Below are 15,224 nucleotides of genomic sequence, written 5' to 3' on the forward strand. Positions count from 1 at the left end.
GCCGGCCGTCACGAAGACGCCCTTTTCGCCGAGGCTTCGCACCACGGCGAGCGTCTTGTTCCACATGCCGTCGAGCACCAGTACGCGCAGGCGGCCGTGTCGCTCCTTACGCCCCATGGGCAGCCGCCCCCGCCGAAGCCTTCCTCACGCTCTGCCTGAAGCCTATGTTCATGGGCCAGAAGAAGTTTTTCTTCGTCGTCGCCCCCCAGAGCCTCCTGACTATGGAGGAAAGGGAGTATGCCTCGCGCAGAGCCGAGCGGTAACCTTCGAGGAGCCGCTCGGGGGTGAGTCTGCCGGGCCTGAAGACGACGGTGTTGGTCGTGTAGTTCGACCAGTCGCGGTCGATGATGCGCCCCTCGGCGTCGAGCCTTTCGTATAGGGCCGTGCCCGGAAAGGGGGTGAGTATGGACATGTAGCATATGTCGAGCCTTGCCCTGAGCACGAACTCGAGCGTTCTGTCGAAGACCCCCTCGTCGTCGCCGTCGAGGCCGAAGACGAAGGCCCCGTCGACACCTATGCCGTGGTCGTGGAAGCGTCTCACCACGTCGATGTAGGCCTCGGGGTGGTTGAAGCTCTTGCCCACGCGCCTTAGGTTCTCCTCGGAGAGGGTCTCGAAGCCCACGAGAAGGCCCATGCAGCCGCTCTTCTGCATGAGCCTCAGTATCTCGGGATCGCGCGCGGCGTTGACCGAGGCCTGGCCGAGCCACTTGAGGTTGAAGTCCGCTATGCGCTCGAAGAAGGCGCGGGCGTAGCGGCGGTTGCCGACTATGTTGTCGTCCACGAAGAAGACGACGTTTCTGAGGATGAAGCGGCCCTCGAAGGGTTTGAGCGAGGCGATCTCGGCGGCCACCTCTTCAAGCGGCCTCGTGCGGAACGTGGCGCCGAAGGAGTTGGTCACCGAGCAGAACTCGCAGTCGTGGGGACAGCCCCTCGCGGTCTCCACGAAGTGGACCGGCAGGTAGCGCTTGCCCTCGTAGAGCGACCAGTCCACGGGGGGGAGCCCCTCGAGCGCGGGGTAGGAGTCGTGGCGGTATATCCTGCGCAGGGTCCCCCGCTCCAGGTCCGAGAGCAGGCGCGGCCACAGCCCCTCGGCCTCGCCGACCACCACGGCGTCGCAGTGGGAGAGCGCCTCATCGGGCATCTTCGACGGGTGCATCCCCCCCATCACGACCGGTATGCCGCGCTCCCTGAAGGCGTCGGCTATCTCGTAGCCCCGCTTCACGGCGGGCGTCATGGCCGTTATGCCCACGAGGTCGGCGTCGGCCCCCGGGTCCAGCGCCTCCACCTTCTCGTCCACTATGGTCACGTCCCACTCCCGCGGTGTCAGGGCCGCCACCTTGAGAAGCCCCAGGGTCGGGAGCCTGAAGAAGAAGTCCTCGCCCATGATGCCGCCCTTGACGACCGGCGAGACGAGAAGGAGTCTTTTGCCGCGGCAGCCCTTCTTCAAACGGTTTCCGTTGAGCCCCCGCCCCCTTTCTCCGCGCGAGACAGGCGGAGCCGCGGGGCGCTGAAGGCCTCGGGATGGGACGGGGCGCGGACCTTCTTGCGGGGGGCTCCCCGGCCAGGCGCAACGGGCGTTATCGGCGTCTCTTGTCATGGGAGTTCGCGGCTGCCTGCGGTTTGGAGAGCCTCTTGACCACGTGGGGCAGCGCGCCGAGGGCCGCTACGGCGGCCGTGGCGTAGAGGAGGCTGTAGCCCCGCATCATTGTAACCGAATGGCCGAAGTAAGTAAAGACGAAGCTTACCGGACCCAGCGCCGCGAGGCTCGCCAGGTAGAAGTCGCGGAAGCGGACCGGCGAGAGGCCGGCGGCGTAGCTCACGAGGTCCCACGGTATGTTCATGAGCCGCAGCATGAGGGTCGTTGAAAAACCCTTCTCTCTCCACCGCTCGTCCATGCGCCGCACCAGGGCCTTTCGCCCCAGGTGTTTCGTAACGGCCTCGCGCAGCACGATGCGGGCCGCGTAGAAGCCCACGACCGTCGAGGCCATACCCCCGAGGGCCACGTAGAGCGTGCCCATAAGAGGGCCGAAGAGCGCGCCCGCCACGACGGTCAGTCCCAGGGATGGGACGAAGAAGAGCAGCGGCTTCACGGCGCACAGCCCGATGAAGACGAGGGGCGCGACGGCCCCCTGTCTCTCGACGAAGGCCCTTACCGAGGCGGCGTCCAGGCCCGGAAGGTTCAGGGCTACCGCCAGGGCCGCGCCGACGGCCGCCGTCGATGCCAGGAGTTTCAGGGGACCGGCCCCGGCGCCGCGGCCCCACTGCGCCGAGTCCCGAGCTTCGCCGCGGCTGTCCCCGCACGCCCAGGCGCTCCTTTCAGTAGAACTCATCTTCCTCACCGGTGAGGACCGCCACGCCCTCGGGCGGCGTGAAGGTGAAGGCGTCGGCCGGGAGAGGGGGGTTGAGCCGCACGTCGAAGAGCTCGGTCCTGGTGAGCGCCCCGCCCCTGCCCCGCAGCTCGATGAGCCGCGGCGCGCCGTCGCCGCCGTAGCGTATGCACAGGGACTCGACGAACCGGCCGGCGAGCGCGCTCTTCGGCCTCAGCGAAAGGTCGCTGTATGCGCCGCCGTCGCGGACGGTCACGACGAACCTCTCTTCCAGGGCGCCGAGCGAGTGCGTCGCCCTGGAGAAGAACTCCATGGCGGTGCGCACGCCGGGGTCGTCCGCCACGGCCCGCTTGCGGACCACGCCCTCCCCGGGGCTGTAGACCCAGAGGGTCCGGCCGTCCGAGACGACCACGAGCCTTTCGGGCTCCGTCACCTCCCAGCGCATGAGACCGGGACGGCCGAGAAGGAGCGAGCCGCCGGAGCGTATCTCCCCTTTCAGCAGGACCGTGCGTTTGTACTGGCGGAACGACGCGGAGAGCGTCTCCACGGCCCCGGCGAGCCCCTGGAGCCGCTCGAGCTCGGCGGCCCGGCGCTCTCCCTCGAGCACTGGGCCTTCGCAGGGGCCGGGAGCCAGGCCATCGCCGCCGGCGTGGGCGGAGAGGGCCGTCGCCGCGGCGAACCCCATCGCGGCGAACCACACTGCGGCTAACCCCATCGCGGCGAGCCCCATGGAACGCAGCCCCCCACGCAGCCCCCCACGCAGTTCCGCCCCACGCAGCCCCGCCCCGGCGGCCACCGGCGCTTCCTCTACGTCCGCCCGCCGGCGGCCTCGGCCCAGGCGCGCTCGACCTTGCGCCTGAAGGTGTGCCCGGAGTTGTAGGTGCAGAAGGGGTATAGCCTGCCGTTGGACGCCGAGTAGTGGACGGCGCAGCGGCGCACCCGCTCTATCGAGTAGTTGTAGTTGTCCATGAAGTGCATTCCGAGGATGAAGAAGGTCTTGTAGGTGTGGCCTTTGTGGGCCTCGTCCCACGAGTATTTCTTGTCGGTGTAGCCGTCGAGGGTGCGGAGGAACTTCCTGAACGTCAGCCCCTCCGGGGCCCTGTCGCCGTGAAAGTGTTTCTTGAGGATCGAGAGGAGCTTGAGGTCCGAGAAGAGCCTGAACCTGCGTTTCGACGCCCTGGCCGCAAGGGCGTCGATGTCGGCCAGGGCCTTCTTGTAGTCGAGAAAGCGCGTCACCGGCACGGCGCGCCGCCGGCGGTCCACGAAGAGGAGCGTGCCTATGACGCAGTGGTGGTGGCATGTGTGGTTTGTGAGGTCCCGGCCCGTGAGCGCCATGCCGAGCTTTACGAAGGGGGTAGCCGAGCTCACGGGGAACCAGTCGGTCCTCGGGTCGGTCAGTCCCGTCTGGAGGCTCACGTCCCTTGCCATGTCGCCCAGCGTGTAACGCTTTTCCAGGCGCTCGGCCTCGGGGTAGCGGCCCGTGAAGACGACGGGCTGGATCGAGATGCCCGTCACCACGTCGAGGTTCTCGAAGGCGAGCCTCAGGAGAGGTCCTATCTGGCCGTCGTTTACGCCCCTGACGATGGTGGGCACGAAGATTATGCGAAGCCCGGCCGCTCTCGCCCCCTCGATGGCGGCGAGTTTCCTGTCGAAGAGCCCGCGCCCCCGGATCTTCTCGTAGACGGCGTCGTCGGTGCCGTCGATCTGGAGATAGAGGTACTGGAGGCCCGCCTCCCTTGCCGCCGCGGCGAAGCCTTTGTCCGCGAAGCGCAGCCCGTTTGTGGCGCACTGGATGTGCGTGAAGCCGAGCTCGCGCGTCTTCCTTACGATGTCCATGAATCTGGGGTGCACCGTCGGCTCGCCGCCCGTGTACTGGACCGTCGCCGCCGGCGCGGGCCGCTGGGCGCGGAGCCTCTCGAGCATGCAGACGATCTCCTCGTAGGAGGGCTCGTAGGGATTGGTGTTCGAGTCGGCGAAGCAGACGTTGCAGCTCAGGTTGCAGCGGGCCGTGAGGTCCACGTTGGCGAGCGAGGTGTGGGTGGTGTGCATGTTGCAGATGCCGCACGACGAGGGACACCGCGCGGCGCCGCGAACCTGCGGGTTTTCAAGGCCCCGGCCGTCGCCGAAGTGCCAGTCCTCGAGCTCGAGGTAGAGCTCGGCGTCGGAGAAGACGAGGTCCCGGAACGTGCCGTGGTCGGGACAGGTCTTGGCGGACATGACGCGGCCGTCTTCGACGAAGTAGCGCGCCCTGACCACCTTCAGGCACTCGGGGCATATGGAGTCCACCGTCTTGGGCAGCCCCCTTGTGAGCGGCGGGATGGGCGAGCCCGACAGCGTGCAGGCCACCCCCCCTGCGACAGTCTCCTCTGCGGGATGGATCGATTCGAGCATGGCAGTCTCCTTGGTTAGACGCCTTTATCAAGCCCGCTGATCTTATTAAAAAATACCCAGCTTGGCAAGGAAAAACATGGAACCGGCGCCGTCGCTTCGGGCCTTCGGACGGGAGGACTCAAGTTGCGGCCCTCACGATGCGATAAGCTTATATAATTGCCCTGAGGGAACCTTTTTGAAAAAAGGTTCCCTCAGACTCCCTCCAAAAACTTTCGACGCGAGTTGGTTTCCCCCTGTTTTGCCTGGCAAAACAGGGGGAAACCAACTCGTATCGAAAGTCTTTGAAGGGGGTCTGGGGGAAACTTTCTACAGAAAGTTTCCCCCAGAGCAATTAAAGGGGGCGTCCTGCCCGTGCCGGCCGTCTCGGGGGGGCTGTACCGGGGGGTTCGGGCCGCAAAGGCGTAAAAATCCCGCCTGGCGCGGGCCGAACCCCCGGTACAGCCGAACATCCGAATAACATACGATGGGTCCGGGAGAAATGCGGGCCTGTGGCCCTTTTTCAGAAAGTCTCTCCCGGTGAAACAAATCAGAGCTTCCTATTGATAATCATCGTCCGATATGGTAAGTAGCCTCCTGGCTCGCCGCCGTGGTGGGGAGGTGGGATGGTGTGCCTGAGTCTTTGAAGGGGGCGTCGTATGCCCGCGGCGGTTGCCTCGGGGAGGCCGTACCGGGGTTCGGGCCGCAAAGGCGTAAAGATCCCGCCTGGCGCGGGCCGAACCCCGGTACGGCCGAAGAACCGAGGCACGGACGCCTCAATCGGGGGAGGGCCGCTCCAGCGAGGCGTTTTTTTGTGCCCGCGGCAGGCGGGGCATCCGTATCGAGTTGGCAGGTGGAATATGAGACGTCTTGTTCCGGCGTGGGCCGTGCTCTCTCTGGCGGCCGTTGTGCTGCTCTCCTGCGAGGCTGTGCCGCTTGGCGGGAGGGGCTCCTTCGACCCGGCGGCATCGAGGCTGCTCCTCTACATCCACTCCACGTCGCCGTCGCCGCCGGAAGTGGCCTTCACCATAGAGTCCATAGAGATAGAGTCGGCCGACGGTGAGTGGGGGACCCTCGTCGACAGGACGATAGACGTCGACTCCAGGGTGCTTGCGGCCGGTCAGCGTTTCCTTGGCGAGAGCTTCGTAAGGCCGGGCGCCTACAAGGCCGTGAGGCTCGTTGTGAGCCGGGCCTCCACGGGGGGCGAGGGCGAGAGGGTGAGCCTTGCGCTGCCCGAGCCCGAGGGCACCGTCGTCTTCACAAGGCAGCTCAAGCTCGAGCGCGGCGAGAGCACGGTCCTCTCCTTTGCCTGGGACGCCGACAGGTCGATTGAAAAGGGGTACCGCTTCTCGCCCGACATCGCCATGGAGGTCCAGGTCCACTCGGCCCGGGGGCTTCTGCTCTTCGTCTCCAACAGCGGCTCCAACTACCTTTCCATCATAGACCGCAGCCTCGAAAGGGTGGTCGGCGCCGTGACGGTGGGCTCGCGGCCCATGGGCATGGCCCTCAACGAGACGGCCAACCGTATCTACGTCGTGGGCCGCGGCTCCGGCGAGATCACCGTCGTCGACGCCGTCCACCTCCAGGTGCTCGACAGGATCGTCCTCACCACCGGCGTGGATCCCACGGACATAGCCTTCATGCCGGAGAGGGAGGGCGCGGCCGACGGGAAGCTCTACATCGTCAACCGCATCAGCAACGACGTGACCGTCGTGAGCACAACCGCAAGGCGCGTCATCGGCGTCATCCCCGTGGGCATGAGGCCCGCCTTCATAGCATCGGACCCGGAGCGCCGCGAGCTCTACGTGGTCAACGAGAGGTCCAACGACCTGCACATCATAAGCGCCGTCGACGACCGCGTGGTGGCCGTCGTGCCCGTCGACCAGAACCCCGGCGGGGTGGCGGTCAAGGACGGCTCGGTCTACGTCTTCTGCGAGGGCGCCAACAGGATAAACATAGTCTCGCCGTCGCAGCGCAAGGTGGTGAGCACGTTCACCGTCGTGGACCCGCCGCGACGGGGCGCAGTCGGCTTCGGCGGCAGGCTCTTCGTGGCCAACACGGCGGTCGATACCCTGACCTTCTTCAACACGCTCAACGTCCCCACCAGGACCATACCGGCAGGCCCCGGCCCCATCGCCTTCGCCGGCGACGAGCGCCGCAACCGCCTCTATATCTCCAACTTCAACGGCGACACCGTCTCCGTGGCCGACCCCTTCGCCGAAAGGCTCTTGAAGGAGCTTCGCGTCGGGGAAAATCCTTACGGGCTTCTCATCTTAGACAGGTGACATGAGACGATCTCCCCTGGCAAAGCTCCTTGTGTCGCTGCCCTTGGCGGCGCTGTGGCTGTGGCCCCTTTCGGGCCGGGCCATGGCCGACGTCTACGCCCAGGCGGACCTCAACTACCAGAAGTCCAGGACCCGCAGCGCGACCCTCGACACCGAGCAGGTCCGCCTGGTCCAGGGCTACACCCTCGGCTTCAGCCGGGACCTGACAAGGACCATAAGGCTCGCCGCCGACGTGCGGCTCACCGTCTCGGATGTGGACGGCGACAAGAGCGAGAGCCTCTTCCCGCAGCTCACCCTCGACTTCAGGCCGCCGAGCTTCTACTACTTCACCATGGGGTTCAGCAGGACCGAGACGGCTCCGTCCGAGGGGGACCGCCTCTCCACGTCGATCCTCAACGCCTCGCTCGTGCTCCCCTTCGAGAAGTGGCCCTCCGTCTCGCTCACCTACAACCGGTCGACCATGGAGGACTTCGCCGTCCCCAAGAAGACCGACTCCGTCTCGAGCATCCTCGGCGCCACGGCCGACTACAACACCACGCTCCTCGACACCGACGTGGCCCTGAGCTACTCCTTCAACAACACCGTCACCGAGGACAGGGTCTCGGACGTGGAGACCGAGTCGCCGACACACAACGTGACGGCCAACCTGGCGCGCTCGTTCTTCAGGAAGGCGCTCTGGGTGAGGGGCTACGCCGGCTATTACACCCAGGAGACCAAGAGCACGAGCATCGGCACGCCCACGAGGTTCGAAGAGACGGCGAGCCCCGACTTCGGCTTCTACGTCCCCTTTGACGACACGCCCGCAGTGACGACGCTCGTCGACACCGGCGTCGTCACCGAGCTCACCGACAAGAACACGTCGAGCTCCGCCGGCATCGACCTCGATCAGCCCTACAGGAGCATCGGTCTGAAGTTCACGCTGCCCCAGACGATCCACAAGCTCTACTACTACATCACCACCACCGACTACACCAACTTCCAGAACGTCTTCAGGAACTACGGCTGGTACGTCTACTGGAGCAACGACGGCACCAACTGGAAGGCGGTCACGGGCCTGACGATAAATTACGACTCGGCCTTCAAGCGCCTGGTCTTCAACTTCGTCGAGACGAGCGCCAAGTACTTCAAGGTCGTCAACACCCAGGTGCCGCTCGTCTCGCAGACCGTGTCGGCCACCGAGATCGAGGCCCTGAGATATATCCTCACGACGCCGAAGGAGACGATCACCTTCGGCACGGACAGGGACTTCGGCGGCTTCAGCCTCGCCTTCTCCCCGCGTTCGTGGTTCAACATCCGCTATGACCTGTCGTTCGAACACTTCAGGCAGGACTCGAACGACCTTGAGAACACGTCGGTCACCCACGCCGTGAACTCAAGCCTCGTCGTCTCGCCGCGCTACCTCGTCATACAGTCGGGCCTGTCGCGCAACATCCTCGATTCCTCCCAGCGGCTCGCGGGCACCACAACCGCCACCTCCCTCGAGACGGAGAGCTCCAACTACACGCTCACCCTCAGCTCCAACCCCCTCGACACCCTGAGCTCGAGCCTCACCTTCGGCCGCTTCGACTCCAAGGAGGACGGCGTAATGATATCGACAAACCGCAACGCCAACCTGGCCGCCAACATGGTCCTCTACTCCGGCATAGACCTCACTCTGACCTCGACGGTCACGAACATAGAGGAGTTCCGCTCCGACCAGACCACCGATTCCGTCTCCCATCTCTACAACCTGCGGCTCACTCCCTGGGAGACGGTGACGGTCATCTTCAACGGCGGCCTCATCTCCAGCAGCGTGCACTCCAAGTCCGGCACCAGGGACTCGGACCTGAACTCTCTGGAGATGATGCTCTCCTACACGCCGACGCGCAAGCTCTACCTCTCCATGGTATGGACCATGGAGCCCACGGATGCGAAGATCGTCACGCTGGCGTGGCTGCCGACCGCCGCCTTCCAGCTCAACATGCGCTACGGCCTGACCGATACCACAACGAACGCGGGCCTGGACCTCAGCTGGAGCCCCATACGCAAGCTCTCCGTCTCGGTGGGCTACAACAGGGCGGAGACGGAGGATGTGAGCAGGAGCGTCGTCACCAAGGTGGACTCCTTTTACGCCAGGTTCTCGGCCCGCTTCGAATAGAGGAGGACGCGGCGCCGGGCAAACGGAGGGAATGCGCCGGAAAAGGAAGAAAAGTGGTTGAACTGTCAGGGATTGAAAGGTATAATGCCTATTGGTTAATTTTTTTTAATAAATCTCCGTACGAACCTGTTTTTCCGGAGGTCCCGGTCGGACCGGCCGGATTTGCGGGTTCATCGGCGTCTTTTGTCGCTCCCCCGTAGTACGATTGTTTTCGGTTTGAAAAGTGTAACATATAAAACCATTGAAAGCCATGAGGGGATAATGTATAATTTACTGAGAAGACACATCGTTTGCGGTCTTGTGCTTGCGGCGCTGCTGGCAGGGGGTTGCGCGCCCACATCGCTCATATACATAAGCCCTTCGGCCAACTTCTCCTACATCAAGAAGGTGGCCGTGCTGCCCTTCAACAACCTGAGCGAGGACCGTTACGCCGGAGAGCGGGTGCGCAGCATCGTCACCGTCGACCTCATGAGCCGCCAGGTCTTCGAGGTCATGGAGCAGGGCGAGGTCTCCAAGGTCCTGAGCATCATCTTCAGGGAAGAGGGCTTCGAAGAGGGGAGGGCGGTGCAGGTCGACAAGGAGACGCTCAACCTCATAGAGCAGCGTCTCGGCGTGCAGGCCGTCATCCTCGGAAGCGTCGACGAGTACTCGGGAGGACGCTACGGCGGCAACACGGTCGTCTCCATCTCGCTGAGGATGCTCGACACGAGCTCGGGGATCATCCTCTGGCAGGTGAGCGTAACGGAGCTGGGCGGCAGCATATGGCGCAAGCTCATCGGCCTGGAGGACATAGACAAGAGCGTCCTTACCCAGCGGGCCGTGAAGAGGGCACTGGACACGCTGGTCTGAGGCCGGAGCGCAGAGTGCGGTTCTTGCCGGCTCCGGGCGGGGGCGGCCCCCGCGAACAAGGGTGTGACGGGAGGCGGTAGGGGAGCGGCTTGCGCCGGGATCGCCCGGGACCCGCTGCCGTCGCCGGGAAGAGGCCGCCAAGCGGCTAAGGATGATTCGTTATGAAAGGCATCCTCCAAATAGCTGTCGGTTTGCCTGTGACCCGTGAAGGTTCCCCGCCCGGCCGCCTGCCGCGCAGTCTCGCGGCGACACTGGTGGCCGCAGCGGTCCTTCTCTTCACGGCGGCGGACCTGTCCGCCCCGCCGAGCGCATGGGCGTCGGTGTCGGCCCGTCACGGCGACGAGGTTTCGTCGCAGAGAGTCGAGATCGACAGCATCGCCATACTCCCCTTCGAGAACCTCACCGACTACCCCGGCGCTTCGAAGCTCGTGGCGGACATGGTCGCTCAGGAGATCGGGCGCAGGGGCTGGCGCGTGGTCTCCGGCGCCAGGCTCGTCGACGAGTACCTGGCCAAGAGACGCATCCGCTACACCGGCGCCATCACGAGGACCAGCGTGCGCGAGATGCGCAAGATCTTCGGCATCGACGCCGTGCTGCTCGGATCGATAGACCTCTTTTCCGCAGAGGGGCGCGACTCGGCGGTGAGCATCAACATGAGGCTCGTCAACACCGTCGACGGCTCCATCATGTGGGCCGATAACCTCGCCTACGCCGGGCTCGACTTCCAGGGCATACTCGGCCTCGGGACGATCACCTCGCCGGAAACACTCTCGGAGAGGATCGTGCACCGCCTCGTCGCCGGTCTGCCCGACAGCTACGCCGTCGAGCTCTCGGAGCTGAGTCCCTACGAGATAGAGAAGATATACCTGAACCCCAAGGTGGCCAAGGGGGGGCAGCCCATCGACCTGCGCGTGAGGTTTCTGAGCCTCAAGGGCGAGCTGCCCGCGGCGGTCACGGCCGTCATCGACGGCCGCCAGACCGAGCTGCGCCGCTCTCGCGGCGGCTACTACGACGCCGAGATACCGGCCCCCCGGCGGGAGGGGCTCTATCCGGTGACCATAATCGCCCGCCCCAGGGACTCCCATAAGGCCTTCGTCTTCGACGCCGCCGCCCAGGTGAGCGTGGACACAACTCCGCCCGACGTGGACGTCTCCCTCTCCAGGACGATCTTCGCCCCCAGAAGGCGCGGCTACGTCATCTTCACGCCCAGGCTCAACAACTTCGACATCGTCGACGAATGGAAGATGGAGATACTCGACGCCGACGGCCTCGTCATCAGAAACGACAGGGGCTTCGGCAGTCTCCCCAAGGGGCTCGTCTGGAAGGGCGAGACCGACAAGAGGCGCATGGTCGACGACGGCACCTACACCTACAGGTTCATCATCAAGGACCCGGCGGGCAACACGAGCACCGTCGACGGCAAGCTCCAGGTCAAGAACAAGCCGCCCGACATCAAGGTCGACGTCGACAAGGTGAGGGGGCCCGTCAGGGCGAAGGACAAGCTCATATTCGGCTTCAACTACGAGGGGCGCGAGAGGGTCAGGTCCTGGCGGCTCACCATAAACGACAAGGACGGCCGGGTGATCGACATCATCGACGGCGAGGGCCCCCTGCCCGAGCGGCTCGACTATCCCCTCAAGGCCGGGCTCGACGTGGAGAGGATGACCTGCTCCGTATCGGTCGTCGACAGCGACGGCAACGTCACAAAGCTCTCCAACGTGTGGATAGACCTCGACAGAGGCGAAGAAGAGGGCGGGCTCATCTTCTCCTTCAGGTACGACCGCAGCGAGGAGATAAGCGCCTGGAGACTCGCCATACTCGACGCCTCGGGCGCCGAAATCGACGTCATCGACGGCGAGGGCCCCCTGCCCGAGCGCCTCGAATACCCCCTGAAGGAGGGGGTGGACGCAAGCGGGCTCTCCTTCGTGGTGACGGCCGTCGACAAGGTCGGCAACCCCATGAGGCTCACCAACATCAAGGTTGAGGACCGGGTCTCCGACAAGCTCATCTTCTCGTTCAACTACGACACGAGCGAGCCCATAGAGTCGTGGCGGATATCCATACTCGGCGAGGACGGCGAGGTCCTCGACGTCATCGACGGCGAGGGGCCCCTGCCCCGGCAAATCGAGTACCCCGTGGCTCCGGGCGTTGACGCGACGAACCTCGCCTATTCGGTGACGGCCACAGACAGGGCCGGCAACCCCTTCAAGCTCGACAAGGTCAAGGTCGACGTGGAGGAGCTGCGCAAGTTCGTCAGGGACAAGCTCATCTTCTCCTTCGACTACGACCCGCAGGAGAAGATAGAGCGCTGGCAGATCGCCATCCAGGACCTCGACGGCCGGATACTCGACATAATAGACGGAAAAGGAGCGCTTCCATCGCGGGTCGAGTACCCCGTGGGCCGGGACTACGACCTCAGCAAGATGGCCTTTGTCGTGACGGCCACCGACAAGGCCGGCAATCCCTTCAAGTATTCCAAGGCGCTGCCCACGATCCTCTCACGCAAGCGACCCTTTGCCGAACTGCGCGGCGACGGCGGTTTCATGATGAAGGATTTCTGATTAGATGAAAAGAAGAGCGTCGAAGTTCACTTTCAAGGTTCTTCCCTTCACCGTCATCCTCTCCATCTTTGCCATGTCACCAGTGATAAGCGGCGACGGGCTGGCGCAGCCCAGGGGCGGCGACTGCCGCCGCTGCCATGCCGGTCCCGAAGCGCGCAAGCGCGGTCTCGTCGACATCTACGGCAGGATCGCCTCGTACCGCTTCCCCCATACGCCGGTCATCCAGGGCAACTGCACGATCTGCCACCGCGTCAGCACCTCTCCGTCGAGACGCTTCGGCGCCGCGGCGGGCGGGACGAAGACGATCAAGGGACCCGGCGGGCTGAGAAGACGCTACATACCCGTGGCCGCCGACAAGGCCGGCTCGACCTACAGGGTGGACCTCACCATCGAGGACGAGCGCGGCCGCGTCATCGGTAAGGCCGGCTTCGACCTCGACCCCCGGTCCGTGAGCAGCTCGCTTAAGGACGACGGCCGGGAGCCCAGGGCGACGGACGTCAAAGTGGTGGGGGTGAAGCAGGCCGTCTTCATCGAGTCGGTGATCGACTGGAAGACCGACAAGGCCGCGACCTCGTACATCGAGTACGGCCCCCGCGACGCCGTGGTCCTGGAGAGATCGCCCGCGCCGCAGGTCTACTCCAAGGAGCACAGGGCCGTCCTCAAGGGCCTCAAGGCCGAGGTCTACCGCTTCCGCGTCGTCTCCACCGACATCTTCGGCAACAGGGGCGTCTCCAAGGAGTACATCCTCGACGCCAGAAAGCCCAGGCGCCTGCGGGAGAAGAGAAACCCCGGCGGCGGGTTGGAGAAGCCCTCGCTTCGAGCGGAAGACTTCGTCAAGGTCCCGGCAACGGGCCTGATCCACCTGCTCGTCAGGACCAGGAGACCGTCGCGGGCCGTCGTGCGCGTCTCGGAGGCGGGCGCCCCGGCCGCGGGCCCGGGAGCCGCTGCCGGAGGACACGGCGCGACGGGGAGCAGGAGCCGATACGTCCAGATCGACGCCTGCCTCAAGTGCCACTCCGACGGCGTATCGCACCCCGTGGCCGTAAGAAGCGACGGCAGAAAGACGCGCATCCCGCCGAACCTGCCGACCATCGAGCACGGCCTCCTGACGTGTGTAACCTGCCACTATCCTCACGGCGGCGACGCGAGGCACTTTTCGAGGCTCGACAAGAACAGGGACCTCTGCGTAGAATGCCACATCGGCGAGCCTTTTATGTGACACCACGATGGCGGAGCCGTGTCCACTTCAATAAAAGGCGGTATGGCAAATGGAAGACAGGGTTAAAGACAGAAGGCGCATGTTGAACTTCAGCATAAAGCGTGCCATGCAACTGAGGATCTTCGCCAGGATAATGATCATAGTGCTCTGCTCCGTGGCCGCCACATCCATCGTCTTCTATCTCTACAGCTACCAGGAGATATCGGGCTCCTACAGGCAGTTCCACGTGCAGGCCAGGAACTTCCTCGACTACCTCCTGCCGGTCATCGGCATATCGCTTGTGCTCGGCGTCGCGGCGGCCGCGGTGCTGACGCTCTTTTTCCCGCGCAACATAGCGGGACCGGTCTACAGGCTGGAAAAGGACATAAAGGAGAGGCTGGCCAGGGGGGACCTGACCGTCAGGTTCAGACTCCGCGAGGGCGACGAACTCACCGATCTCGTGACGGCCCTCAACGAGGTGGTCGACAACTTCAGGGAGAGGCTCGCCGAGGTGAAGTCGGCGGCGAGGGAACTGGAGGGGCTGCGCGCCGGAGGCGGCGGAGCGGAGACTGACACCAGGCTCGCCGACGTGGAGAGCCGCCTGAGGGAGACACTGAAAGAATTCAAGCTATGAGACGCGTATTCTCCGCCGCCTGCCTCGCCGTCCTCGTCGTCTCCCTGCTTTCAGTCTCCGCCGGCTGCTACGCCCGCCGGGCAAGGGTGCCGCGGCCGGACCTCTCGGCCATACACAAGATAGCCGTCATCCCCTTCAGCAATATAAGCGGCAGGCGCGACGCCGGCCGCATAGTCTCCAACATATTCATCACCGAGCTCTTCAAGACCGGCCTCTTCGACGTGGAAGAGCCCGGCAACGTCATGCAGTTTCTCATTCAGGAACGCATAGACAGCCTCGGCGAGATGGAGCTGGACAGGGTGCGGATACTCGGCAAGCGGCTCAACGTGGACGCCGTCATAGTGGGCCAGGTCGAGGAGTTCGAGGACGCCTCCAAGAGTTCGTCGGTGCCCGTGGTCTCGCTCTCGGCGAGGATGATCGACTCCGCCACGGGCAGGATCGTCTGGTCGCACCACGTCAAGCGCCGGGGCGACGACTTCATAATAATCTTCGACTTCGGCAAGATAAGGACCGTGACCGGTCTTGCCGGAACCGTCGTGAGAGAGATGATAGAGACCCTCATTTGACGGCGCGAACGCCGGGGAGGGAGTCAAGAAATCCCTGGAAAAGGCCGGCGCTCTTGTGTTAAGTTTTACAGTCGAACCGGCCGCGCGGGGCGTGAAGGTCTGGAAAGCCGCCAGCCAGGTCATACCCGGGGTGAGAGTTCTGCAATCGAACCGGCCGTCCGGGGCGCGAAGGGGCGTGAAGGGGAAAGGCCGCGGTCACGGAAGCCCGGGGCCTTGGGGGTTCGCGCAGGGACCACGCAGCCTTCCGAGCCAGACGGCCGCCATGCAGCCGTGGGCCGCTGGCGCGCAAAGCCCGCGGCG

At 64.6% G+C, this 15,224-nt stretch carries 11 protein-coding genes; 7 read left to right on the forward strand and 4 right to left on the reverse strand.

Annotated elements, in window-relative coordinates:
* Window positions 1-106 precede the first annotated feature (106 nt).
* From ENJ37_06065 to ENJ37_06080, 4 genes are read right to left on the reverse strand one after another with little or no spacing between them, the layout of a single operon-like run.
* Window positions 107-1,597: a B12-binding domain-containing radical SAM protein gene (locus ENJ37_06065; GenBank protein HHL40051.1), complete on the reverse strand. Its 1,491-nt coding sequence runs from the start codon at window positions 1,595-1,597 to the stop codon at window positions 107-109.
* On the reverse strand, window positions 1,578-2,330 hold the full coding sequence (locus ENJ37_06070; protein HHL40052.1) for a TVP38/TMEM64 family protein: 753 nt from the start codon (window positions 2,328-2,330) through the stop codon (window positions 1,578-1,580). The genes ENJ37_06065 and ENJ37_06070 overlap by 20 nt, the downstream gene beginning before the upstream one ends.
* Complete coding sequence (locus ENJ37_06075) at window positions 2,317-3,627, reverse strand: outer membrane lipoprotein carrier protein LolA (protein HHL40053.1); 1,311 nt, start codon at window positions 3,625-3,627, stop codon at window positions 2,317-2,319. Before ENJ37_06075 ends, ENJ37_06070 begins: the two co-directional genes overlap by 14 nt.
* Window positions 3,135-4,718: a radical SAM protein gene (locus ENJ37_06080; protein ID HHL40054.1), complete on the reverse strand. Its 1,584-nt coding sequence runs from the start codon at window positions 4,716-4,718 to the stop codon at window positions 3,135-3,137. The genes ENJ37_06075 and ENJ37_06080 overlap by 493 nt, the downstream gene beginning before the upstream one ends.
* A 635-nt stretch (window positions 4,719-5,353) precedes the next feature.
* On the opposite strand from ENJ37_06080, the gene ENJ37_06085 reads away from it, so the two are divergent.
* The 7 genes from ENJ37_06085 (at window position 5,354) to ENJ37_06115 (ending at window position 14,924) form a co-directional block, all read left to right on the forward strand.
* Complete coding sequence (locus ENJ37_06085) at window positions 5,354-6,979, forward strand: hypothetical protein (GenBank protein ID HHL40055.1); 1,626 nt, start codon at window positions 5,354-5,356, stop codon at window positions 6,977-6,979.
* Between the two features lies 1 nt (window position 6,980).
* Window positions 6,981-9,116 carry a hypothetical protein gene (locus ENJ37_06090; protein HHL40056.1) on the forward strand — a complete coding sequence of 712 codons (2,136 nt, stop codon included), beginning with the start codon at window positions 6,981-6,983 and terminating at the stop codon, window positions 9,114-9,116.
* Window positions 9,117-9,377: 261 nt separating this feature from the next.
* Entirely contained in the window at window positions 9,378-9,965 is a 588-nt protein-coding gene (locus tag ENJ37_06095) for a hypothetical protein (GenBank protein ID HHL40057.1), read from the forward strand.
* A gap of 161 nt (window positions 9,966-10,126) precedes the next feature.
* Window positions 10,127-12,526, forward strand: a complete 2,400-nt coding sequence (locus ENJ37_06100) for a hypothetical protein (protein HHL40058.1) — start codon at window positions 10,127-10,129, stop codon at window positions 12,524-12,526.
* A gap of 4 nt (window positions 12,527-12,530) precedes the next feature.
* Window positions 12,531-13,745 (forward strand): hypothetical protein, encoded by a 1,215-nt coding sequence (locus ENJ37_06105; protein HHL40059.1) that lies wholly within the window; start codon window positions 12,531-12,533, stop codon window positions 13,743-13,745.
* A 49-nt stretch (window positions 13,746-13,794) separates the two neighbouring features.
* The gene (locus ENJ37_06110) at window positions 13,795-14,358 is read left to right on the forward strand and encodes a methyl-accepting chemotaxis protein (protein HHL40060.1); all 564 of its coding nucleotides are present in this window, start codon (window positions 13,795-13,797) and stop codon (window positions 14,356-14,358) included.
* Window positions 14,355-14,924, forward strand: coding sequence for a hypothetical protein (locus ENJ37_06115; protein HHL40061.1), 570 nt, complete (start codon window positions 14,355-14,357; stop codon window positions 14,922-14,924). Before ENJ37_06110 ends, ENJ37_06115 begins: the two co-directional genes overlap by 4 nt.
* Window positions 14,925-15,224 lie beyond the last annotated feature (300 nt).

It is taken from the genome of Deltaproteobacteria bacterium, from assembly GCA_011375175.1.
In the GTDB taxonomy this organism is placed as follows: Bacteria; Desulfobacterota; GWC2-55-46; order GWC2-55-46; family DRME01; genus DRME01.